20 protein-coding genes and 1 tRNA gene are annotated in these 24,122 nt (G+C 64.2%); 2 read left to right on the top strand and 19 right to left on the bottom strand.

The genetic code is table 11. The annotated features are described in order from the left end of the window. Positions 1-162 precede the first annotated feature (162 nt). Together ACX80T_RS13220 and ACX80T_RS13215 are read right to left on the bottom strand one after the other, a co-directional pair. The gene (locus tag ACX80T_RS13220) at positions 163-552 is read right to left on the bottom strand and encodes an SHOCT domain-containing protein (RefSeq protein ID WP_024477429.1); all 390 of its coding nucleotides are present in this window, start codon (positions 550-552) and stop codon (positions 163-165) included. A 63-nt stretch (positions 553-615) separates the two neighbouring features. Continuing rightward, positions 616-1,005, bottom strand: a complete 390-nt coding sequence (locus tag ACX80T_RS13215) for a membrane protein (RefSeq protein ID WP_024477430.1) — start codon at positions 1,003-1,005, stop codon at positions 616-618. A 210-nt stretch (positions 1,006-1,215) separates the two neighbouring features. Between ACX80T_RS13215 and ACX80T_RS13210 the strand changes: the two genes are divergently transcribed. Beyond that, on the top strand, positions 1,216-2,256 hold the full coding sequence (locus ACX80T_RS13210; RefSeq protein ID WP_084442934.1) for a GGDEF domain-containing protein: 1,041 nt from the start codon (positions 1,216-1,218) through the stop codon (positions 2,254-2,256). Between the two features lie 134 nt (positions 2,257-2,390). Then, positions 2,391-3,413, top strand: coding sequence for a DUF808 domain-containing protein (locus tag ACX80T_RS13205; protein ID WP_024477432.1), 1,023 nt, complete (start codon positions 2,391-2,393; stop codon positions 3,411-3,413). Positions 3,414-3,458: 45 nt separating this feature from the next. Here the strand turns inward: ACX80T_RS13205 and ACX80T_RS13200 are convergent, their stop codons facing one another. The 17 genes from ACX80T_RS13200 to ACX80T_RS13120 form a co-directional block, all read right to left on the bottom strand. Beyond that, complete coding sequence (locus tag ACX80T_RS13200) at positions 3,459-3,701, bottom strand: hypothetical protein (protein WP_133185422.1); 243 nt, start codon at positions 3,699-3,701, stop codon at positions 3,459-3,461. A 190-nt stretch (positions 3,702-3,891) separates the two neighbouring features. Beyond that, positions 3,892-3,967, bottom strand: a tRNA-Ala gene (locus ACX80T_RS13195). Between the two features lie 108 nt (positions 3,968-4,075). Next, entirely contained in the window at positions 4,076-4,756 is a 681-nt protein-coding gene (locus ACX80T_RS13190) for a histidine phosphatase family protein (protein WP_024477433.1), read from the bottom strand. Continuing rightward, a complete protein-coding gene (gene rsfS / locus ACX80T_RS13185; protein ID WP_019482649.1) occupies positions 4,753-5,154 on the bottom strand; it encodes a ribosome silencing factor in 402 nt (133 codons plus the stop codon). The genes ACX80T_RS13190 and rsfS overlap by 4 nt, the downstream gene beginning before the upstream one ends. A gap of 31 nt (positions 5,155-5,185) precedes the next feature. Next, a complete protein-coding gene (locus ACX80T_RS13180) occupies positions 5,186-6,292 on the bottom strand; it encodes a hypothetical protein (protein WP_116778116.1) in 1,107 nt (368 codons plus the stop codon). Positions 6,293-6,299: 7 nt separating this feature from the next. Beyond that, the gene (gene nadD, locus ACX80T_RS13175; RefSeq protein ID WP_019482651.1) at positions 6,300-6,920 is read right to left on the bottom strand and encodes a nicotinate-nucleotide adenylyltransferase; all 621 of its coding nucleotides are present in this window, start codon (positions 6,918-6,920) and stop codon (positions 6,300-6,302) included. 88 nt (positions 6,921-7,008) lie between these two features. Further along, entirely contained in the window at positions 7,009-7,257 is a 249-nt protein-coding gene (locus tag ACX80T_RS13170; RefSeq protein WP_019482652.1) for a hypothetical protein, read from the bottom strand. A gap of 93 nt (positions 7,258-7,350) precedes the next feature. Beyond that, positions 7,351-8,634, bottom strand: a complete 1,284-nt coding sequence (locus tag ACX80T_RS13165) for a glutamate-5-semialdehyde dehydrogenase (protein WP_019482653.1) — start codon at positions 8,632-8,634, stop codon at positions 7,351-7,353. A gap of 9 nt (positions 8,635-8,643) precedes the next feature. Then, a complete protein-coding gene (gene proB / locus ACX80T_RS13160; protein ID WP_024477332.1) occupies positions 8,644-9,783 on the bottom strand; it encodes a glutamate 5-kinase in 1,140 nt (379 codons plus the stop codon). Position 9,784: 1 nt separating this feature from the next. Beyond that, complete coding sequence (gene obgE / locus ACX80T_RS13155) at positions 9,785-11,440, bottom strand: GTPase ObgE (protein ID WP_024477331.1); 1,656 nt, start codon at positions 11,438-11,440, stop codon at positions 9,785-9,787. Between the two features lie 116 nt (positions 11,441-11,556). Beyond that, positions 11,557-11,817 (bottom strand): 50S ribosomal protein L27, encoded by a 261-nt coding sequence (gene rpmA, locus ACX80T_RS13150; RefSeq protein ID WP_081743419.1) that lies wholly within the window; start codon positions 11,815-11,817, stop codon positions 11,557-11,559. Positions 11,818-11,852: 35 nt separating this feature from the next. After that, positions 11,853-12,161, bottom strand: coding sequence for a 50S ribosomal protein L21 (gene rplU, locus ACX80T_RS13145; protein WP_019482657.1), 309 nt, complete (start codon positions 12,159-12,161; stop codon positions 11,853-11,855). Positions 12,162-12,378: 217 nt separating this feature from the next. Further along, positions 12,379-15,525, bottom strand: coding sequence for an Rne/Rng family ribonuclease (locus ACX80T_RS13140; RefSeq protein WP_116778117.1), 3,147 nt, complete (start codon positions 15,523-15,525; stop codon positions 12,379-12,381). A 393-nt stretch (positions 15,526-15,918) separates the two neighbouring features. Continuing rightward, positions 15,919-17,892, bottom strand: coding sequence for a 1-deoxy-D-xylulose-5-phosphate synthase (dxs, locus tag ACX80T_RS13135; RefSeq protein ID WP_024477327.1), 1,974 nt, complete (start codon positions 17,890-17,892; stop codon positions 15,919-15,921). Positions 17,893-17,948: 56 nt separating this feature from the next. Next, a complete protein-coding gene (gene acnA, locus ACX80T_RS13130) occupies positions 17,949-20,759 on the bottom strand; it encodes an aconitate hydratase AcnA (RefSeq protein ID WP_116778118.1) in 2,811 nt (936 codons plus the stop codon). Between the two features lie 56 nt (positions 20,760-20,815). Next, on the bottom strand, positions 20,816-22,129 hold the full coding sequence (locus tag ACX80T_RS13125) for a class I SAM-dependent RNA methyltransferase (protein ID WP_024477334.1): 1,314 nt from the start codon (positions 22,127-22,129) through the stop codon (positions 20,816-20,818). Beyond that, positions 22,126-24,102 (bottom strand): APC family permease, encoded by a 1,977-nt coding sequence (locus ACX80T_RS13120; RefSeq protein WP_019483772.1) that lies wholly within the window; start codon positions 24,100-24,102, stop codon positions 22,126-22,128. Before ACX80T_RS13120 ends, ACX80T_RS13125 begins: the two co-directional genes overlap by 4 nt. Positions 24,103-24,122: the final 20 nt, after the last annotated feature.

The raw sequence follows: 24,122 nt of genomic DNA, 5'->3' as shown, positions 1-24,122 counted from the left end.
CTGGCTGGCATCCACCGGCATCAGCACCGGCTGGGCTGGACCCAATGGCACGAAAACCTACCGTGCCCTCACCCCAGTGAACCGTGACGCGATGGCCGCGTTCATGTACCGGTTCTCCGAGGACTACTGAAGTGACTGACCCTGACAGGACCGGTTCCACGACTAGGCGCTCAGCGCCTTCTGCTTGATCAGGGTGTACTCCTCATCGGTGATGGTCCCCGCATCGAGGAGTGCCCTCGCCTTATTGATTTCGTCACTGAGACTGACACCGGACACCGACCGGATATACGCGGACTGGGCGTCATGCCGGGCGACTGCCTGCTGTTCGTTCCGAGCCGTCATGCCGTCGCCGCGGGCGATGAGATACACGAGGATCGACAGGAAAGGCAAGAAAATGAGGCCGACCAGCCAGGCTGCCTTATGCCATCCTTTGAGGGTCTTGTCCCGGAAAAGATCAGCGATGACTGAGAACAGAATTGTGACAAAAGCCAGCACCGCGTAGATCCAGAAAAGGAACCAGAAGATGCTCCAAAAACTGTTCCAGAAATCCATAACTACTCCCTAGAGAAGGTGACGCCCGTTGAGCGTCGCATGTTGACTGGCACCGCGAGTGCGTTACCGGGCTAGCGTCCGCTGTTTGATGAGCTCGTATTCCTCGGCGCTGATGGTTCCCGCATCGAGGAGAGCGTGGGCCTTGGAAATCTCGTCGCTGATGCTGGAACCGGCGGCCGACCGGATGTACTCGGCTTGCGCCTCCCTGCGTTCGGTGACCAGTCGCTGGCCCCGGTCCGCCATCCCGTCTCCCCGTGTGATCAGGTAGACGAGGATCGAAATGAACGGGACAAACACCAGGAAAACAAGCCATACCGCTTTGAGCCAACCGGACAGGGTCTCGTCGCGGAACAGATCTGCCACAACCGAGAACAACAGGGTCAGGAAGGCGATTACGGCATAGATCCAGATCAGTAGCCAAAAGAAGTCCCAGATTGTTGAAAGGATTTCCACTTTTACTCCTTCAGCGACGTGCGCGGGTTTTCAGGACCTGCGGTGGGGTCCCGATGCTTGTACCTCAGCACTGTGCCCCTGCGCAGAGGTAACCACATCACCCGCATTGGATGAACCAACGTTTTCTTCTGCTGTAGGTTGGCCATAAGCGCCCTTGCTGCTCTGAGCGGTTCGCCAGCAGATGGGCTACTGAACAGCAAGGTCTCAGCCATGTACACACCCCCACGCACCAACTCTCCTGCTGCTTTCGCGAGCCTCCTGAACTGGTTGCGCCGAACACGGCCCTTCCCCTACCCGAGGGAGGTGGCTGTCTCCGCCATGGCCCTGTTCTATCTGGTGGGTGGCGTGGCGATGCTCCTCGTCCTGGTTTTCCCCCACCCGAGCACGTTGAATGATCGCCTTCTGATCGGACTGGGAGTGTTCCTCATCGTGATCGGTCTACCCGTCTACAAGCTGCGGCACCGGACTCCGCTGGCGCTTCTGCCGTGGCTGTTGGCTGCTGGCACAGCGGTCATCACCGCGCTGACCGCTACCGGCGGCAGTACTTCGGTGACAGTGTCATTCAGCTTTTTTTACCTCTGGGTGATCATCTTTGCGCTGCTGTTCCTGAATCCGCTGGTGGCCGCCGTGGAGATCGGATTCGCCGCCGTCGCCTACCTCAGCGTCGCAGTGCTCCCCCAGGAGCAATCCACCCACCAGTTGACCGCCTTTGAACCGATCGCACTTTTCACCGTCGTTACCACCACCGGTGGTGTCATCATGTGGCTATCCCAGGCCCGTGAACACAGCGAGATTGACCCGCTGACCCTTGTTATGAACCGTCGAGGCCTGGACCGGATCCTTCAAGCGGCTCTGAGCGGGGACGATCCAACTGGCAAGAGGCTGGTCGCGGGACTGATCGACGTCGATCATTTCAAGAGCGTGAACGATCGTCAGGGTCACGCGGCAGGCGACCGGCTATTGGAGGAACTTGCGGGCGCCTGGCAGAGGGTACTGAGGTCCGGTGACACCCTGGGGAGGATCGGCGGCGACGAGTTTGTCGTTCTATTACCCGGTTGTTCCGCGAGCGAGGCAGACGACATCCTTGAACGTCTCCGGGCAGCAGCGCTTGATCTGCAGGTGACCCGCTCGGTGGGGGCGGCCCTGTCCGAGGATCAGGACAGCGCGTCGCTGCTCCTCGGCCGGGCCGATACCGCGCTGTATCAGGCGAAGAACCTTGGGCGCAACAGGGTTGCGTGGGCTGTCGCCTGAACCAGGAGCCGGGTGAGCGCCACCATCCCTGCCGAATCTCCATCCGGACCATATACTTGAAGCATGCTGATCACTCGCCTCAACCGAGGCCCACGCACCCGGTTCTCCGCTCTCAAACAGTTTGGACTTGAACTGTGAGCGGCGGTCTCGTCGCCCTGCTGGACGATGTCGCAGCCCTCGCCCGCATAGCGGCTGCCTCGGTGGATGATGTTGCTGCTGGCGCCGCCAAGGCTGGCGCCAAAGCGGCAGGCGTGGTGATCGACGACGCCGCCGTCACCCCGCAGTACATGTCCGGGGCGGACCCGTCCCGCGAACTGCCGATGATCAAGCGAATCTTCTGGGGCTCGCTCCGTAACAAGCTGCTGATCATTCTGCCGGCATTGCTGCTCATCAGTGCCTTCATCCCGTGGATCATCCCATTCATCCTCATGCTGGGCGGCACCTATCTGTGCTTTGAGGGTGCCGAGAAGGTCTGGCACAAGCTCCGCGGGCATCACGATGCGGAGAAGGCGCCGGCGGTGGACCGGGGACCCGAGGCGGAGGCTAAAGTCACCAAGGGTGCCATCACCACCGATTTCATCCTGTCCTGCGAGATTATGGTCATCTCGATGAACGAGGTGGCTGACGAGTCGATATGGGCCAGGGCGATTATCCTCGTCGTCGTGGCAATTGCGATCACTGTGATCGTCTACGGAGCCGTTGCTCTGATCGTCAAGATGGACGACATCGGCCTGCATCTGACCACCAAAGACTCCGCTAGCTCCAAGCGATTCGGCGAGGCGCTCGTGAAGGGGATGCCCGCCGTCCTCGCCGCCATCACCTTCATCGGCACAATCGCCATGCTGTGGGTCGGCGGGCACATCATGCTGCAGGGTGTGTATGACCTTGGCTGGCACCTACCGTACGACCTGGTCCATGCCCTTGAGGCCCCGTTCGTCGGGATCGCAGTGGTCGGCGGTTTCCTGGCCTGGCTCGTGAACACCCTATGCTCAACCGTCCTGGGACTCGCCTGGGGTCTAATTGTGATGGCAGTGCTGCACCCACTGCTCAAGGTATTGCCGTTCGGCAAAAAAGAGGGCGGACACGAAGAGGGAGACCTCCGCGCCGCAATCGCCGGACATCGGCCAGCCAAACGCGACTCCGAGCCTGCCTCCTAGCGACGACGACGGCCCTGCCGGCACGAGGGTGCCGGAGGCCTTCATTCAGCGCCCCCGCCGGGGACCAGCTAGCAGCCACCCGACGATGCCCCCGAGCACAGTAAGACCAGGAACGAGATTCCACGACAGGCCCTGCAACTCACGGATTAATCCGGGGCTGGCTTCCAGCACCGGTGTGATCAGCGTGTAGCCGACGTATGCCAAGACAAAACCCAGGCTGGCTCCGCCCAGCGCTCCCCAAAGCCGCCGACGGTATTCACCCCTGCCCGGTGCCGGTGGATCCTTCATGGCTCTCCTAGGGTCGCTTGTGTCTACGAGTATCGCAGGCTGCGCAACCAAACCGTTAGCATCTTCCGCAACAGGCGCTTCCCTGGGCTCATGCGGACTAATCAGACAGCTGACCCGGACTGAACAGATACTTGCGGGCAAAAAAAATCCGCTGGAACAACTGGTGCTTCCAGTTGTTCTAGCGGATCATTGGTGGAGCTAAGGGGATTCGAACCCCTGACCCCCTGCATGCCATGCAGGTGCGCTACCAGCTGCGCCATAGCCCCAATTCCTTGGTGTCACCCCCGCCGAACTGGCCGAAGCAACTTGTTTAGTTTAGTCAACAATCCGCCCCCTGCAAAATCGGCGGCATCCACGCCACTTTCAGCCCGCTATTAGCCTTCCAATGGGGTGGAAGGCATCGAGGACAGGCCCACATTGTGCTCGGTCAACTGCCACCGGCTGATGCCCGTGGGACCCTGATCGAGTTCCTCCAGCATCGACCAGTGGCAGTTCGAAACGCCCGAGAGCGAAGACCACAATTCGGGAGGCAGACCCATTAGCGCGGCGAGACCGGCCCGGATCGAACCCCCGTGGCTCGCAACCACCAGCGTCTGCCCGGCGGTGAGGCTGGAGACGGCGTCGAGCGTACCTGCGGCCATCCGCCGCCCGACGTCGACCCGGCTCTCTCCGCCACCGGCACGCACCGCAGGTTCACCGGATCGCCAAGCCGTCTGGTCGGCAGGAAACCGCGACGCGATCTCGGCAAACGCCAACCCCTGCCACTGACCGGCGAAGGTTTCGCGAACCCGCGGGTCCAGTTCAACTGACAGCCCGGTGAGGGAGGCCAGCTCAGCCGCGGTATCGGCGGCCCGACCCAGGTCTGAGGACACCAGACGCGTGGGCGCCAGATGAGCCAGCTCGGCGGCAGCCTCACGGGCCTGCTGCTTGCCCAACTCGTCGAGCGGAATGTCCTCCTGACCTTGAAACAGGCCCCTTGCATTCCAATCAGTCCGCCCGTGCCGCCAAAAAATGATCCTCCGAGCGCCAGCCGATTCAGTGGCGGCGAACCTCACTCGGCAGCGGAAGCGGCGTCAGCCGAAGCCGGCGGCGTGGTGTCGAGCTGCAGATCGATGACCGGGCAGTCTCCCCACAGGCGCTCGAGTGCGTAGAAGACACGGTCCTCCTCATGCTGGACGTGGATGACGACGTCGAGGTAATCCAGCAGTACCCATCGGCCCTCGCTGCGCCCTTCACGGCGAACAGGCTTCAGCCCCTGCTTGGACAGCTCTTCCTCGATACCATCGACGATCGAGTTGACCTGCCGTTCGCTGGATGCCGAGGCAACCAGAAAGACGTCGGTAATTGCCAGCCGTTCGCTGACATCAATAGCAACAATGTCCTGACCGATTTTCTCCGACGCTGCATGTGCAGCAGCCCGGGCAATCGCGATGGACGTTTCGTTAGCGCTCACTTATCTCCTTGGGTGTGGTCAGCCGTCTTGTTCAATTGAAGACACCTGAAATCATCATGATTCCGGTGACCAGCGCCAAAGCGCCCAGACTGACAATGGAATATTGCAATAGCTGCAGGCGCTTGACGCGCGCCAGCCCCGCCGTCATGGCATCGAGTGGTTCAAGCCCGTGAGCGGTGCGCGCCCCAATGGGAACGACCGCGTCCGAGGCGGGGGCCGTTGGCCCCGCTGCGGAAACCTCACGGGGCACCCCGGGAACCCGGATGAATTCCTTGGGCGACACGATCGAGAGGTTGTGCGCCGTGGTGGGGTCGTTGGCGCTCGGCTTCCGCTGCTCGTTCGCCTGCGCGAGTTGCTGCATCTTCTGGGCGCGGCTGTTGAGTACGGCGGCACGTTCGGCAAGGGCTTTCTGCTGCGCAAGGATTTCCAGGTCGACAGTGAACGGATCATCGTCGCGGGCAGCCACCATCTGCGCAACCTGCTCCTGGGCCTGCTGCACGATGGTTTCCCGCGCGGTCAGCGCCTGCTGAACACTCATCTGGTGAACTGGCACAGCGTTCGGCTTATCCACTGGCTTGGCTGTCTGCCCGGTCGGCTTGGCAGCAGTACCCTCGGGCTGGTCGGCCGGTCCATCCATCCGACGACGACGGTCCCGCCTGCCGCCCTCGCGCACCGGCCCCAGACCGGCCGCCGGGCGGTCCACCTCGGGCGCTGGCTCGGCAGCCGCTGGCGGCAGTGTTTGCGCGCCCGGGGTGGAGGTGCCAAGCTGCTGGACGCGGCGCTGGCGCCGTGACGGCTCGGGCGCAGCCTCAGCCTGGGGGCGCTGCTCCGCCAGGGCGCGATAGGCCCTCAGCGCTTCCCGGTCACGTGCGCGGGTCTGCGAAACCCGCTCACCCGGGTGGGTTGGCGTCGCATCGACGGGAGCGTCAGCGGCGCGACGACTGCGCCGCTCAGAAATGACCGGTTCGGAGTGGGGCAGTTCAGGAGTAGCCCGGTCAGGGGGGCGCTGTCCGGTGGCTTGCGGTTCGGTGGACGACTGCGAACCAGTTTCCAGTTCGGCTGTCTGCCCGTCGGCGTTAGTCCCGCGGGTATGCCGAAGTGACTTCCGGCTCTGTGCGGATTCGTTGCCGTTACTCATTGCTTTCTCACCCAGTAGTAGATCTTATGTCGTCGTGTGAAACGTGTGGTTCAAGTGGTTCAACAGGCCTTGAGGCGTCGCGGTACAGTCCGTGCTTGGCGATGTACTGCACCACGCCGTCCGGCACCAGGTACCAGACTGGATCGCCGGCGGCGACTCGCCGTCGACAATCGGTGGAGGAAATGGCCATCGCGGGCACCTCCAGTAGACTCACATCCCTGCCCTTGCCATCGAGTTCGTGGCCGGGCCGGGTGACACCGACGAAATGGGCCAACGACCACAGTTCATCAGCGTTCTTCCAGGACAGAATCTGCGCCATCGCGTCGGCCCCGGTGATGAAGAACAGCTCCGCCTCCGGCCGTTCGGCCTTCAGATCCCGGAGGGTGTCGATCGTGTAGGTGGGACCGGGGCGGTCGATATCCACCCTGCTCACCGTGAAGCTGGGATTGGAAGCTGTCGCGACCACGGTCATCAGGTACCGGTGCTCGGCGGCGCTGACCTCACGTTCGGCCTTCTGCCACGGCTGCCCGGTCGGTACAAACACCACCTCGTCGAGGTTGAAGACGGCTGCGACTTCACTCGCAGCCACCAGGTGTCCGTGGTGAATAGGGTCGAAGGTTCCGCCCATGACGCCTAGGCGCCACGGACTTCCGTCCGGGTGTGCTCTGTCAGCTGGATTCACTTGGCGCGACTTAGCTACCTTCCCCGCCCCGCTACTAGCGGTGTGAGGCTTCGCCGTGGTCGTGCTTGTTGGGGTGCTGCTTGTGGGGATCGGCGTGCTCTTCAACTGCCTCGTGGCGGTTGCCGAGGCTCGAGAAGGCGAGAGTGACAAACATCAAGGCAACCAGCGCGCCCATGATGATGACGCCGTACAACACCGGGTCCATCGGCAGTTCGACGTGTCCCCCGTGGCCCCCGCCAGTCTCGCTGGCGACGAGTGTGGCGTTGAGAAGCTGAGAAAGCATAAATTCTCCCCTAGAAATCAAAGTAATGGCGTACCGGTCAGCACCAACCGGTGGATAGGTTCCCTACCATGTTACGCGCTTCGCGACGTGGTCCTAGGACCGGACCTGACCATCACCCTGCAGGATCCACTTGGTGGTCGTCAGTTCCCGCAGCCCCATCGGACCACGCGCATGCATTTTCTGGGTGGAGATGCCCACCTCGGCACCCAAACCCAGTTCGGCGCCGTCGGTGAAACGGGTTGACGCATTGACGATCACTGCGGCCGAGTCGATGCCGGCGATGAACCGCTCTGAGTTGCCCAGGTCATTCGTGATGATGGCCTCGGTGTGTCCTGAAGTCCACTGGCGAATGTGTGCCATGGCCTCCTCCATCGAGTCCACTGTCGCGACCGCAAGATCAAGGTCCATGTATTCGCGGGCCCAGTCGTCGTCTGTGGCGAGGTCGGCGGTGACGCCGTCGGGCAGGCTGTCCAGGGTGCGCTGGTCTGCATGTAGCCGCACCCCGGCAGAGGCCAAGGCCTTCAGGACGTCCGTGGTTGCGCCCGCATCGCGGTGTACGAGGAGGGTCTCCACGGTATTGCAGACACTGGGTCGCTGGGTTTTGGCGTTCAACAGGATGTCCACGGCCATCGCGGGGTCGGCACTCCGGTCGACGTAAATGTGGACGTTGCCCTCGCCAGTCTCGATCACCGGCACAGCAGAGTTGGTGACGACCGTCTGGATCAGCTCGCGGCCGCCCCGCGGAATCAGAACATCCACCCGACCGCGTGCCTTCATCAGCACATTGGCGCCTTCGCGTCCGTAGTCATCAACACTTTGCACGGCATCGGCGGGCAGTCCCGAGCTGACCAGTGCGTCACGGATGATGCCGAGCAGCGCTGCGTTGGTGTGTGCCGCGGCGCTTCCGCCGCGCAGGATAACCGCGTTACCACTCTTGAGAGCAAGCCCGGCAATGTCGACGGTCACGTTGGGTCGGGCCTCGTAGATGGCGGCGACGACGCCGAGCGGCACGTGAATCTGGCGCATCCGCACCCCATTGGGGAGGGTCTGGCCCCGCTCCACCGACCCCACGGGGTCTGGGAGACCAGCCAGGTTCTGCAACGCCGTCGCAAGCCCCTCGATCCGCTCCCCGGTGAGGCTGAGCCGGTCCAGGAGCGCCGTGGAGGTGCCGTTGGCCTGTCCCGCTTCAACATCCAACGCGTTGGCTGCAAGGACCGCTGAACTGTTGGCGACGAGGGCAGCACCCACCGCGAGCAGGGCCCTGTCCTTGGTGGCCCTGTTTGCGGCCGCCACCTGACGGGCTGCTTCGCGCGCGCGATCAGCGATCGCGTGCACTGCGGCTGTCACATCTGTCTGCTGTTCGGTCACTGAAGTCATTGCCCCAGTCTAACGAAGGACCACCAGATCGTTGACGTGGACGACCGACCGCTCATACTCCCGCCCGAGTTCCTTGGACAGCTCCCGGGTGGTCCGGCCCAGCATCCTCGGAAGTTCGAACGAGCTGTAGTTGACCAGCCCGTGGGCCACCACCGCACCGCTGGTGTCCGTCATCGCCACCGGATCACCGGCTTCGAAGTCCCCGCCAACTGACACAATTCCCGCCGGTAGCAGCGAACGACGGCGCTCCCCGACGGCTTTCGCCGCACCATCATCGAGGGTGAGTGTGCCCCGAATGTCCGCCAGGTGGGCGAGCCACAACAGCCTGATGGGCTTCCGGCGGCCGTTGGTGCTGAACCAGGTACCGACGTCGTCCCCTGCCAACGCGGCGGCGGCATTCTCGGCCGAGGTGACGAGGGCAGGAATACCCGAGCTCGCCGCAATCGTTGCCGCTTCAACCTTGGTGACCATGCCGCCGGTTCCGACGCCGGCCTTGCCGGTGCGGCCGATTTCGACGCCCTCAAGGTCAACGGGTCCGCGCACCTCGGGAATCCGTTGCGCACCATCTTTCGGCGGACCGTCGTAGAGGGAGTCGACGTCGGACAGCAGCACCAGAGCGTCGGCTTTCACCAGGTGAGCCACCAGGGCGGCCAGCCGGTCATTGTCACCGAACCGGATTTCGTGACTTGCAACGGTGTCGTTCTCGTTCACGATCGGGACGACGCCGAAGTTCAGTAGCCGCTCCATCGCCCGGTGGGCGTTGGCGTAGTGGCCGCGTCGGATCAGATCCTCAGCGGTCAGCAGCACCTGACTGACTGTCACGCCGTGAGCCCCGAACGCCGCGGTGTATCGCGCCATCAGCAGGCCCTGCCCCACACTGGCCGCAGCCTGCTGGGAAGACAACTGGTTGGGGCGGCGGTTCAACCCGAGGGGCGCCAGACCCGCAGCGATGGCACCACTGGAGACCAGGATGACTTCGGTGCCCTCGTTCCTCCGGGCGGCCAGCACGTTGGAGAGCGACACGAGGGCTTCCTCCGACAGGCCGCCGGTGATGGAAGTCAGAGACGACGACCCCACCTTCACGACGATCCGCTTGGCCTTCGCCAGACCGGACCGGGTTTTCAGGGGCCGTTTTATACTCGTCGTCACCTTAGCGTCCGGCTTCTTCGCTATCTGAGGCTGGCGCAGGGTTAATCCCCGGTGCGTCGTCGTCTCCGGCCTTGTCCGGGACAGCCTGGGATGTCTCGATAGTGGTACCCGGGGAGGTTCGGGTCTTGTAGTTGACCGATTCCGTCCAGATCCCGGCTTTACGCTCAGTCTCAAGGTCGAGCCGTGCCGCCGCGCGGGCGTCCTTGCGGTCCTGGTAGTCCTCGCGCTTCTCGTCGCGGGTAGGCCGGACGAACTCCGCGAGACGGATGTCGGTGCCGCGTGGCGACGCCAGTAGCTCGGCCCCGCCCATCATGGTCGGCTCCCAGTCGAAGACGACGCCGTCATCCTCACCGATGACCACCGTGTCGCCGGGCTTGGCGCCGCTCTTGAAGAGCTGCTCTTCCACGCCGAGCTTCGCGAGCCGGTCGGCCAGGTAGCCAACCGCTTCGTCGTTGTTGAAGTCGGTCTGCTTGACCCAACGCTCCGGCTTCTCGCCGAGAATCCGGAACAACGGCAGCAGGTTCTTCTCCTCGTTGCGGATGATGAAGCCGCGCGAGTTGACGGCACGGGGGCGCAGTACTGGGGGCACAATTTTGGGTGGGGTGGCCTTCAGCTCGGCGCGGGCTGCGGACACAATCTCGCCCATCGCGAACCCGAGTTGCCGCAGGCCTTCGTGGCTGGACGCGGACACCTCAAACACGCGGTAGCCGCGGGCCTCCAGCTCGGGCCTGACGAAGGAGGCCATGTCCTTTCCGTCCGGCACATCGACCTTGTTCAGGGCAATCAGTTTGGGGCGCTGGTTCAGGGGCACGACGTCCCCATCCGGGCCGGCGAAGCTCATGTCCACCGCGTATTTCTCCAGCTCGCGCTCGATAATGTCGAGGTCGTTCAGGGGGTTGCGGTCCGATTCCAGGGTGGCGCAGTCGAGGACATGGACCAGGGCGGCGCAACGTTCGACGTGGCGCAGGAAGTTGTGGCCCAGGCCCTTGCCTTCGCTGGCCCCTTCGATGAGACCGGGCACGTCGGCGATGGTGTACCGGACGTCGCCCGATTCGACGACTCCGAGGTTCGGCACCAGCGTGGTGAATGGGTAGTCGGCAATCTTGGGGCGAGCCGCGGACATCGCTGCGACGAGGCTTGACTTGCCAGCGGAGGGGAACCCCACCAAAGCGATATCAGCAATGGATTTCAGCTCCAGCACGATGTCCCGGGCGTCGCCGGGGATGCCGAGCAGGGCGAAGCCTGGCGCCTTGCGCTTCTGGGAGGAGAGCGAGGAGTTCCCGAGCCCACCCTGGCCACCGGAGGCAGCGATGAACTCGGCGCCTTCGCCGACCAGGTCGGCGAGTACTTCGCCATCCTTGGTCTTGATGACTGTGCCGTCTGGCATCGGCAGGATCAGGGTTTCGCCCTGCTTACCGCCACGCCAGTCGCCCATGCCGTTGCCGCCGTTGGTGGCGTGCCGGTGTGGTGCGTGGTGGTAGTCCAGAAGGGTGGTGGTCTGTGAGTCGACGCGGAGAATCACGCTGCCGCCGTCGCCACCGTTACCGCCGTCGGGGCCACCCAATGGCTTGAACTTTTCCCGCTTGACGGAAACGCAGCCGTGACCGCCGGTACCGCCCGACACATGCAGAACCACTCGGTCAACGAAGCTTGCCACGTTGAACTCCTTAGTAAATTGTGAATTGATGCCGAGTCTATCCCGGCTTAAAAAGAAAGTGGGGCGAGCCGGATCGGCTCACCCCACCTCACTGCCTTATGCTTAGTGCGCAGGTACTACTCTGCGACTGCGCCGACGATGTTGACAACGCGGCGTCCACGACGGCTGCCGAACTCAACCGAGCCAGCCTCCAGCGCGAACAGCGTGTCGTCTCCGCCGCGGCCAACGCCAGCGCCGGGGTGGAAGTGGGTGCCACGCTGGCGGACGATGATTTCGCCGGCCTTGACAACCTGTCCACCGAACCGCTTGACGCCAAGGTACTGGGCGTTTGAATCGCGACCGTTGCGAGTGGAACTCGCACCCTTCTTATGTGCCATCTGCTTTGCCTACCTTTTGATAAAGAACGAAGAGGTTACTTGATGCCTGTGATCTTGACGCGGGTCAGCTCTGAACGGTGACCCTGGCGCTTCTTGTAGCCGGTCTTGTTCTTGAACTTCTGGATGACAATCTTCGGTCCACGAAGATTCTCAATGATCTCGGCAGTCACGGCGACCTTTGCCAGGTCGTCTGCTGCTGAGGTTACCTTGTCGCCGTCGACCAGAAGGAGGGCGGGCAGCTGAAAGCTGCTGCCGGCCTTACCGGTGACGCGGTCAAGGGTTACGAGGTCTCCCACGGAAACCTTTTCTTGGCGGCCGCCTGCGCGGACAATCGCGTACACCACTTGGGAACTCACTTCTCTCGACAACTATGCTTGGAAAACTACTGTGTGCGTACTTACACCGGCAAACCGAACTACTTTGGTCCTACCGCTGACGCTGTGCATCGACGCCCCGGATAACCGGTTAGAAGGCGAACGCACCGAAGATCAAGATTACGCCAGTTTGGCGGTTTCCTGCAAATCCCCCGGTGTGTGGGCGCGTCGCGTGCCCGGCTTGCGGCTACAACTCGGACGCTGGAACCCCTACACCGAGGATCATCGGCTCATCCTTGGCAGGCGTCGCCGTTGCGTCCCGGCGAGGTGCCGCCGGGACGCTGGCGACGAACTGCGCCGCCGGCTGCCCCGCTGACTCCTCCTGGCCCGGTTGCTGCCGCTCGATAGCCGACGTCGCAGCGGTCCCCTGGGGGCTGCTGGCAGCCCTCCGGCGGTTGCGCCGTGGACTTTGGGGAGCCGGCTCGGGGCTGACGGCCGGTTCCGCAGCGGACCCGGCAACTGGATCGCTTCCGGAGTCGGCTGACGCGGGCTTGCGGTCGAAGGCCTGGGTGAGGCTATCGAGCGTGAGCCGGCGGGCTTCCTGCACTTCGGCGTCGCTGGCCTCGGCGCGGGGCAGGCTCACCGTCTCACCGTTGATGGTCAGTACCACCTCGGCGGCATCGTTGGTCGCTGGATGACCCTCGGCCTCGTGTGCTGCGTGGGTGGCTGCGGCGATACTGGCGAGGGCCACCCGGGCCGCTTCAGCCCGGGCCTGACGCTCGGCGTCGTCCTGCGGCGCCTCGGGTGTCTGCTGGTCCTCGTCGGCGGGCGAGTTGGACCGGCTCCGGTTACGCTTGCGTTCGCTGCGGGACACCTTCTCCTGCCGCAGGTGCTGCTGGTGGTTCTCGGGGGCGACGGCGTGCCGCTTGTGCTCCACCGGCTCGTCATGGGTGACGACCCCGCGCCCGGCACAGTGCTCACAGTTCTCGCCGAAGACTTCCAGCAGTCCGGTGCCCATCCGCTTCCGCGTCATCTGGACCAGCCCCAGGGAGGTGACCTCCGCAACCTGATGCTTGGTGCGGTCGCGGCCCAGGCATTCCACCATCCGACGCAACACCAGGTCACGGTTGGCTTCCAGGACCATGTCGATGAAGTCGATGACGATGATGCCGCCGATATCGCGGAGACGCAGTTGACGGACAACTTCCTCTGCGGCCTCCAGGTTGTTCTTGGTGACTGTTTCTTCCAGGTTGCCACCGCTGCCGGTGAACTTGCCGGTGTTGACGTCCACCACGGTCATGGCTTCGGTGCGGTCGATCACCAGTGACCCGCCAGAGGGCAGGTAGACCTTCCGGTCGAGTGCCTTGTGGATCTGTTCATCGATCCGGCTCGCGAGGAAAATGTCCTCGTTGCCGGTCCACTTCTCGAGGCGTCCCACCAGGTCGGGGGCCACATACATCACGTAGGCCTCAATGGTGTCCCAGGCTTCCTCGCCGGACACGATCAGTTTGGAGAAGTCCTCGTTGAAGACATCCCGGACCACCTTGATGGTCAAATCCGGCTCGCCATACAGCAGTTCGGGGGCGAGCGACTTGGTGGAGCCCGACTTTGCCTCGATCGTTTCCCACTGTGACCGCAGCCGGTTGATGTCGTGGGTCAGCTCTTCCTCGCTGGCCCCCTCCGCGGCCGTGCGCACAATGACACCGGCGTTCTCGGGGAGGCGGTCCTTCAGGATGCGCTTGAGCCGGTTGCGTTCCACATCGGGGAGCTTGCGGGAAATTCCGGTCATTGAACCGCCCGGCACGTACACCAGGTAGCGGCCGGGGAGGGAAATCTGGCTGGTCAGGCGTGCGCCCTTGTGGCCGACCGGGTCCTTGGTGACCTGCACCAGGACGGTGTCACCGGACTTCAACGCCAGTTCGATACGGCGCGGCTGCCCGTCGAGACGTGACGCGTCCCAGTTGACTTCACCCGCATACAGGACGGCGTTGCGGCCGCGGCCAATGTCAACGAATGCTGCTTCCATGCTGGGCAGCACGTTCTGGACCTTGCCCAGGTACACGTTGCCGATCAGGGAATCCTGCTGGGTTTTGGACACGAAATGCTCGGCGAGCAATCCGTCCTCCAGCACAGCAATCTGGATCCTGTCATCGCGCTGGCGGACGATCATCTGACGGTCCACCGACTCTCGGCGGGCGAGGAATTCGGCTTCGGTGATGACCTGGCGGCGGCGGCCCGTGTCGCGGGATTCACGACGACGCTGCTTCTTGGCCTCGAGCCGGGTGGAACCCTTGACGCTGGTGACCTTGTTGGATGGGGCCGTTTCCTGGGCCTGCCGCGGCGCGCGCACCCGGGTCACGGTGTTGGGCGGATCGTCATCCTGGCCACCGGTCAGTTCGAGATCCTGGTCTCCACGACGGCGCCTGCGACGGCGGCGGGAGGTCACGCCGTCTTCGGCGTCCCCGTCCGGGCCGGCGTCGAGGTTTGAGCCGTTCTCGTCCGTGGTGGCATCCTGGTCGCCGCGGCCCTTGCCACGGCTGCGGCGGTTCCGACGACGCCGGCGCCCACCGGATTCGCTATCGCCGTCCTCGTCTTCATCCGCGTCAGCAGCGGCGGGAACCTCAGCCTTCCTTGCCGCAGCTACTGCAACACTCAGGTCTGGTGCATGGAACAGCGACGCGGGGATGCTGAAAGGATCGGACGCCGTTGACACGGAGATGGGTTCCTGGACGGGGGTGGTCTCCTCGGCCTGCGCGGCGGGAGTTTCCTGCTGAACCGGCGGGGTCCGGCCGGCATCACCCTCCTGCTCGGCAGGCGCAGTCGCTGCTGCCTCTTCGGCCGCGGGAGCTTTCTGCTGCGCGGCAGTCGAACGGCGCCGGGTGGTCTTTTTCACCGGCGTCAGCACGGCGTCGGCTGGTGGTACAGCAGCGGCATCAACCGTCTCGACGGCGGCGGCCTTCTCTGGCGCGGTGGCCGCGGGCTCGACGGCGGTTGGCGCCCCGCTGGGGCTACCTGCCTTGCGGGTGGTCCGGCGCCGGGCGGGTGCCTTCGCTGGCTCCGCTGCAGCAGCTTCTGCGTCAGATCCGGAATCGGCCCCGGTGGGGGGCGTGGTGGGCGCATCGGGGAGCACGATATCGCTGGTGGCGGCCTTACGGCTCCGAGTGGCACGACGCTTCGGCGCAGCGGCCGGTTCGGCCGGTTCTGCCGGTTCTGCGGTAGCCGAGGCGGCGTCGTCGGCTACTGGATCCGCTTTTTTGCGTCGGGTCCTCGTGGCCTTCTTCACTGGAACATCGGGGTGCTCCTGCGCAGCATCCTGGACCTGGCCGGTCGAATCCTGGCCGGTGGGATTCTGCTCTGTGGGATTCTGCTCTGTCGGGTTCTGCTGAGTATCCATATGGTGTTTTGCTCCAGCCCCTGCGGCGTCGGCCACATTCCGACGCCCCCGGGGGCAGTATGTCGGTTGTTCGCGGACCTTGGCGCCTCGCGTCTACCGGAAGTCGTCTAAGTGAGCTTCGAGGTCGCACCATCCGTGGGGTGCGGCATCACTCGAAGACCAGTGGCGCTTTTCCTTATCCGCTGCTTTCCCAACGGTTGGCCTGCACAGCGGATTCTCGGCATCCCATCCGTACGGATGTTTTCACGATGCGCTCAGAAGCGTCGCCGGCGAAGCCGGAAGCCTGTCACTGGACCGGCCGGGGAATGTGGTTCCCCTGCCAGCCACGTTCATTGTCTCACAGACTATTTCAGGCGCCCGGCTTTTGGTATCCGACTTTCTGGGCTGACTCGATCAGAGCTTGGGCAGCTGCCCGGTGACTGGTGCGTCCTGTCCCTGGAGGGGACGGGCGACCGGCACCCTGGTACCCAGTACCTGCTCGACGACATCCTGGGCCACCTTGCGCGCGGTCAGCCCAACCCGTTCCAGCACTTCGCTGCGTGTACCGTGGTCGAGGAACTCGACGGGCAACCCCACCTCGTTCAACGCAGTATCCACACCGACGGCGCGCATTTCCTGCCGGATCCGTGACCCAACCCCGCCAGCCCGCACGCCATCCTCAATCACAATGACGATCCGGTGTTCGGCGGCCATCCTGATCACTGATTGGCGCACCGGGAGCACCCAGCGTGGATCAATCACGGTCGAGCTGATCCCCTGGGCACCCAACCGGTTGGACACGTCGAGGGCCAGTTCGCTCATCGCGCCGACGCTGACAATCAGGACATCGTTGTTGTTGGACCCCGCTGGGCGGCGGGACAGCACCTCGACGCCGTCGTCGAGCCGTTCAATCGCGTGCACCTCGGCGCCCACAGCGCCCTTCGAGTAGCGCACCACGCTCGGCGCGTCACCAATAGCGACGGCCTCCCTGAGTTCCTCACGCAGCCTGGTGGCATCCCGTGGAGCGGCCAGGTGCAATCCGGGGATGATCTGCAGCATCGCCATATCCCACATCCCGTGATGGCTGGCGCCGTCGGGGCCGGTGACGCCCGAGCGGTCCAAAACTACTGTCACCCCGGCTTTGTGCAGGGCAACATCCATGAGCAATTGATCGAATCCGCGCCCCAGGAACGTCGCGTACAGCGCCACGACCGGATGCAACCCACCAAAAGCCATGCCCGCGGCGCTGGTGAGGGCGTGCTGCTCGGCGATCCCGACGTCGAACACGCGTTCGGGGTACTTCTCAGCGAACTTGTGGAGCCCAACGGGAATGAGCATGGCGCCGGTGATACCGACAATGTCCGTGCGCTCGTCGGCCAGGGCCGCGATTTCGTCGGCGAACACACTGGTCCAGGACTGTGGTCCAGCTGCCCCGACGGGCTGGCCGGTCTCTGGGTCAATGACGCCTACCGCATGGAACTGGTCAGCTTCGTGGGCCCGGGCCGGCGCGTAGCCATACCCTTTTTCGGTGATCGCGTGCACGATCACCGGACCCTCGTAGTTGCGTGCCTGATGGAGCGCATGCTCGACGGCTGACATATCGTGGCCGTCGATGGGCCCGATGTATTTCATTCCGAGGTCTTCAAACAACCCCTGGGGCGCCCACCAGTCCTTGATGCCCTTCTTGGTGGCGTGCAGGCTCTTGTAGGTGAACCGGCCGAGCGGCCCGCCGTTCTGGAGGCGACGCTTGGACCAGTCGAGAGTGCCCTCATAGACGCGGTGGGTACGGACCGTGTCCAGGGTGGGACGCAGGGACGCCAGATAGTCGGCCACTCCCCCGATGGTCGGTGCGTAGGACCTGCCGTTGTCGTTGACGACGATCACTACGCGGCGCCGCTTGTCGGCGGCGATGTTGTTGATGGCTTCCCAAGCCATACCGCCGGTCAGGGCGCCGTCACCGACCATGACCACCGTGTAGCGGTCGCCCTCGCCAGCGAGGACCCGGGCGCGGGAAATTCCGTCAGCCCAGGACAGGGAGGATGAGGCGTGGGAGCTTTCGACGACGTCGTGCTCGGATTCGGCCCGCGAGGGGTATCCGGAGAGTCCGCCCTGTTGGCGCAGCGTGCTGAAATCCTGGCGCCCGGTGAGCAGTTTATGCACATAGGACTGGTGACCGGTGTCGAAGATCATCGAGTCACGCGGGGAATCAAAGACCCGGTGCATGCCAAGGGTCAATTCAACGACCCCCAGGTTAGGGCCGAGGTGCCCTCCCGTCCGGGAGACGTTCGTGATGAGGAAGTCACGAATTTCACCTGCCAGTCGCTCCAACTGGTCGCTGGTGAGCCGGCTGAGATCCTGAGGGTGGCGGATGGTTTCCAAGAGTCCCATCGGTGCCTCCTTGTATTTGTCATTCCCGCTGGACCTACGCCTGCGGGTCATTAACTCTAACGCGGGTTGGCTGTGAGCTGTCGCAACACATAGTGAAGGATTCCACCGTTGCGGTAGTAGTCGGCTTCCCCCGGAGTGTCGATACGCAGCACCGCGTCGAACGTGATCGTGTCGCCATCCTCCTCCGGCACGGCACTGACTCGGACCGTTTCCGGGGTCCTGCCCTCGTTGAGCGCCGTCACCCCTGCGACGGCGAAGGTCTCGGTGCCGGTAAGGCCCAGGGTTGCTGCACTCTGCCCCGCCGGGAATTGCAGCGGGAGCACCCCCATGCCGATCAGGTTGGACCGGTGGATCCGCTCGAAGCTCTCGGCAATTACCGCACGGACGCCCAACAGTGCGGTGCCTTTCGCCGCCCAGTCACGGGATGAGCCGGAACCGTATTCTTTTCCGGCCAGAACCACCAGGGGGATATTGGCTGCCTGATAGTTCACGGCTGCGTCGTAGATGTAGGTCTGGGGGCCGCCGGTCTGGGTGAAGTCCCGCGTGAATCCCCCCTGGACCCCCTGCAACAGGGTGTTGCGCAGCCTGATGTTGGCGAAGGTGCCGCGAATCATCACCTCGTGGTTGCCTCGGCGGGACCCATAGGAATTGAAGTCCTTCCGGTTCACCCCGTGTTCGAGCAGGTAGCGTCCGGCGGGGCTATCCGCCCTGAAGGATCCGGCCGGGCTGATGTGGTCGGTGGTCACCGAATCACCGAGCGCGGCGAGCACTCGTGCGCCCGTAACGTCGGCGACCGGGTCCGGCGTCGCCTGCATCCCCTCGAAGTACGGGGGCTTCCGGACGTAGGTGGAGTCTGCATTCCAGGCGAAAGTGCTTCCGTGGGGGGTGTCGAGTGCTTTCCACCGGTGGTCGCCGTCGAACACTCCCTCGTAGCCTCTGTCGAACATTTCCCGGTCGATTGAGGAGTCAATGGTTTGCTGGATTTCCGCCGGGGCGGGCCAGATGTCCCGCAGGAAGATGTTGGTGCCCTCCCGGTCCTGTCCCAGGGGGTCGGACTCGAAGTCGAAGTCCATGGTGCCGGCGAGGGCGTAGGCAATCACCAGCGGCGGTGAAGCGAGGTAATTCATCACCACGTCAGGATTGATCCGGCCCTCAAAGTTGCGGTTCCCCGAGAGCACCGCTGTTACCGCCAGGCCATTGGCCTGAATCGCCGCAGCAATCTCTTCGTCAAGGGGACCCGAGTTTCCAATGCACGTGGCACAGCCGTATCCCACCACGTAGAATCCCAGCTTTTCGAGGTAGGGGGTCAACCCTGATTTGTCGTAGTAGTCGGTGACCACTCTGGAGCCGGGAGCAAGCGAGGTCTTCACCCAGGGTTTCGCGGTGAGTCCGCGGTCCACCGCGTTGCGTGCCAGCAGCGCAGCGGCCAGCATCACGGATGGGTTGGACGTGTTGGTGCAGGAGGTGATCGACGCTATAGTGACGGCGCCGTGGTCCAGCTCGAACGCCCGGCCATCCGGCATGGTGACCTGGACTGCGTTTGATGGCCGGCCCATTACGCGTGAGCGCCCTGCATGCCTCACCGTGGAGGTCATCGCGGGGACGTCCGAGGCGGGGAAGGATTCCTCGAGCGCCTCGTCGAGCGCTGCGTCGTCCACCGAGTTGACGTAATGGTGGATGTCCTTCCGGAACTGGTCTTTGGCGCGCGTCAGGTCGATCCGGTCCTGGGGGCGCTTCGGGCCGGCGAGTGAGGGCACCACGGTTGAGAGGTCGAGTTCCAGGTATTCGGAGAACCGGGTGACCCGCGATGGGTCGTGCCAGAGGCCCTGTTCCCTGGCGTAGGCCTCAACCAGTGCCAGGTTCTCCTCCGAGCGGCCGGTCAGCCGCAGGTAGTCCATGGTGACCTCGTCGATCGGGAACATGGCAGCGGTGGAGCCGAACTCCGGGCTCATGTTGCCGATGGTGGCGCGGTTGGCCAGGGGCACAGCGCTGACACCTTCGCCGTAGAACTCAACGAACTTGCCAACGACGCCGTGCTGACGCAGCTTCTCGGTGATGGTGAGCACGACGTCGGTCGCGGTGGCACCGGCGGGGATCTCACCGGTGAGCTTGAAGCCCACCACCCGGGGGATCAGCATGGAGACGGGCTGGCCCAGCATGGCAGCCTCGGCTTCGATGCCGCCGACCCCCCAGCCGAGCACGCCGAGCCCGTTGACCATGGTGGTGTGCGAGTCGGTGCCGACGCAGGTATCGGGGTAGGCCTGCAGGGCGGTGGTGCCGTCGGTGGTGACCTCACGGGTCATCACCGTGCGGGCCAGGTACTCGAGGTTGACCTGGTGGACAATGCCCATGCCGGGCGGGACCACCAGGAAGTCGTCGAACGCGGTCTGACCCCAGCGCAGGAACTGGTACCGCTCGCCATTGCGCTGGTACTCGATGTCCATGTTGCGCTCGAGTGCGTTGGCGTTCCCGAAAACGTCGATCTGCACCGAGTGGTCAATGACCAGTTCGGCCGGCGCCAGCGGGTTGACCCGCTTGGGGTCTCCACCGAGTTCGACAACTGCCTCGCGCATGGTCGCGAGATCCACGATGCAGGGCACACCGGTGAAGTCCTGCATGATCACGCGGGCCGGGGTGAACTGGATCTCGGTGTGCGGCTGGTCGTCGGCGTCCCAGTTGGCCAGGGCACGCACCTGCCCGGCGGTGATGTTCACTCCGTCCTCGGTGCGGAGCAGGTTCTCCAGGAGCACCTTGAGACTGAACGGAAGACTGTCGGCGCCTGCTACCGCGCTCAGTCGGTAGATCTCGTACTGGGCGCCAGCAACATCAAGCGTTCCCTTGGCACCAAAGCTGTCCATGCTGCTCATTGCTGGGCTCCTCTCGCCTGCACCCGGGAACATCATCCTAGTCCGTTTGCGGTCCGCTATCCCTGGCTGGGGCGGAGTACCGCGAAGGACTCCATGTGGTGGGTGTGGGGGTACAGATCAAACACCCGGAGGGTGTCCAGTTCCCAGCCTGCCTGCTGAAAGTAGCCGACGTCGCGCGCAAACGACGCCGGGTCGCAGGAAACGTACCCGACAGCGCGGGGGCCCGCCGCAATTACCTCGGTGATGGCCGCCTGCCCTGCACCGGCGCGGGGCGGATCGAGGACCACTACGTCAAGCGAGGGTTTGCGGTCACGGAGTACCCGGTCAACCTTGCCCTGCACAATGTCCACCTGACCCCGGCCATGGAGATTCCGTTTAGCGTCGCGGGACGCGCCCGGGGATCCCTCGACGGCGAGGACGCTGCCGGTTTCCCCGACCGCGTCGGCGATGGGGGCCGTGAAAAGCCCTGCCCCGGAGTAAAGGTCGGCGGCGCGTTCCCCTGGCTGGATGGCCAGCCCGCCGAGGACGGCGTCCATCAACAGTCCGGGCGCGCCCCGGTGAATCTGCCAGAAACCGTCCCCGGTGATCCGGTAGGTCTGGGATCCGACAGTTTCAGCCAGCCAGGTCTTGCCTTTCACCCGCTCGACGGTGCCCTTTTCCGGGTCCCAGAGGGCCACCGATGGTCCGTCGATCTGGTGGACGACGGCGGCGGTCTGTTTCCGCCGGGCGCCGGCGGCCGGCACCAGGAGCACCAGTGGCGGGTCTCCGGCGGAGCCCACAGCGACCTCGACCCGCTGGATTCCGCTGAAGTTGACGGTCCACAGCTGTAGTTCGTTGATGGCATCGATGGCCAGCGGCATCTCGGCGACGGGGATCAGTTCATTGGAACGGTGGGCGTGCATGGCCAGATGCCCGTCCGGTGCGACCGCGAAGCTGGCCCTGGTGCGCCACCGCAGGCCGTCAGGGGATTCGCCGGGGACCGGCTCCACCTCAATTTCCCGGTCCACTCCGGCGAGGCGGTGAAGCTGCTCGCTGAAAACCGTTGCCTTCAACTTTCGTTGGGCGGCGAGAGCGATATGCCCGAACTCGGCGCCGCCCACCGGGGAAGCTCCGCGCTGGGCTGACAACAGGGCGTCAGCGAGCGGCCACGGGTGGTTGACCCGATCCGGGGAGGCCTGGACCACCTCGACCACGTCCGCACGCCAGAAGCTGGCGCCGTCGTCGTGCTCGGTTAACCGGGCACGCACCGTCTCCCCCGGCAGGGCGTGCCGAACGAAAATGACCCTGCCCTCATGTCGGGCGACGCAGTGGCCGCCATGGGCTACCGGGCCGATAGTGAGTTCTAGGGTGCCTGCCGGGTCATCTGTCACTGAAGATCCTGAAACTTTCGTGCGGCGTCAGAAGACGCGAGCTGCCAAGGGACACTTGCCACCATAACCCCCGGCTCGAAGTGCAGCCGGGTTTTGATTCGGAGTGCTGTCTGGTTGTGGACCAGCCGCTCCCACCAGCGTCCCACCACGTACTCCGGGATGTAGACCACGATCAGGTCTCTCGGCGAGTCGCTGCGGATGCTTCGGATGTACTCCATGATGGGCGTGATCGTGTCACGGTAGGGCGACGCCAGGACGGTGATCGGCACGGGAATCTCGTATCGTTCCCAGTCCTGCAGCGTCCGTTCGGTTTCCTCCGGGTCAACGTCGACCACGATGGCATCCAGCTTGGACGGACGGGACGCGCGGGCGAAGGCCAGGGCCCGCAGCACTGGTTTACGAACGAGGGACACCAGAATTACCGCGTGCACCCGTGAAGGCAACGCCCGGGAAAAGGTGTTGTCGTCGAGCGCCAGTTCGCGGGCCACCTGGTCGTAGTGCCGTTTGATGCCGTGCATGACGGCGAACAGCACCACCATCGCCAGCACCGCCACCCACGCCCCGTACTCGAACTTGGTCACCAGCACCACCACCAGCACGGCTGCGGTCAGCACGAAGCCGACGGTATTGATGGCCCGCGACTTTTTCATCCGCCAGCGGCGTTTTTTGTCGGCGGTGCTCCGCAGCTCACGGGTCCAGTGCTTGATCAGTGCGGCCTGACTCGCGGTGAAGGAGACAAACACGCCGACAATGTAGAGCTGAACCAACTGGGTCACATCGGCACTGAACACCAGGATCAGCAGGATCGCTCCGGCGCCCAGCGCGAGGATGCCGTTGCTGAAGGTCAGCCTGTCGCCGCGGGTCCTGAGCTGGCGTGGCAGGTACCCGTCCTTGGCCAGGATCGAGGCCAGCACCGGAAAGCCGTTAAAAGCGGCGTGTCCTGCCAGCACGAGGATCAGGGCAGTGGCGCCGACGACCAGAACGAACGGCACAGCTGCTTCACTGAAAATGGTGCGGGCGAGCTGGCTCACCACCGGGTTCTGAATGTAATCCTCTGGCACCGGATTGCCGTCCAGCAGCAACTGTTCCTGCGGGTTCTGCACCACATGGACCTTCACCGCGTTCGCGAGGTAAATGACGCCCGCAGTCATCGCCCCTGCCGCCACCCCCAGCATCAACAGGGTGGAGGCGGCATTGCGGCTGCGCGGGGATTGGAAGCTTGGCACGTTGGCGCTGGGCACTTCCACCCCGGTCAGCGCGGCCGCGCCAGCGGAGAAGGCCCGCAGGATCAGGAGCGCCCCAGCCAGACCCACGAGACCGGCGTCGAGGGCTGGGTCGGGGATGATTTCGAACCGGGCGCTGGGGGCCTCGCCCAAAGTCCCGTTGAGCCGTTGGATGATACCGACGGCGCACATGCCCAGAATCGCAGCAAGGAAAACGTAGGTCGGGATGGCCAGGGCCAGCGCGTTACGCGTGACGCCGCGCAGGTTCAACAAGACCAGGACGACGACGCCTGCCACCGCCATGACCGTCTGTCCCCCGGCCAACCCGGGAGCCAGGGCTATGACATAGTGGGCGGCGGCCGACACCGATACGGCGACCGTCAGGACGTAGTCCACCATCAGCGCCGAAGCTACGGTGAGGCCAGCAGAGTTGCCCAGGTTGCGGCGGGCAATCCCATAGTCGCCGCCGCCCGTGGGATAGGCGTGGACGGCCTGCCGATAGGAAGCGATCACCACCAGCAACACCACGAGCACCGCAAGACCCACCCATGGGGAAACCGACACGGCGGCCAGCCCCGCCAGGGCAAGGGTCAACAGAATCTCATCGGGTGCGTATGCCACCGAGGAGAGGGCATTGGCGGAGAACACCGGCATCGCGATCCGCTTGGGCAGGGTCTGATGCCGTAGCCGGTCGTTGCGGAACGGCTTGCCCACCACGACCCGCTTGGCGGCTTCAAAGAAAGTCAGCACAGCCCACAGACTAGCGCGTT

It is taken from the genome of Arthrobacter sp. Sr33 (assembly GCF_054511195.1).
This window is presented reverse-complemented; position numbering and strand designations above follow the sequence as displayed.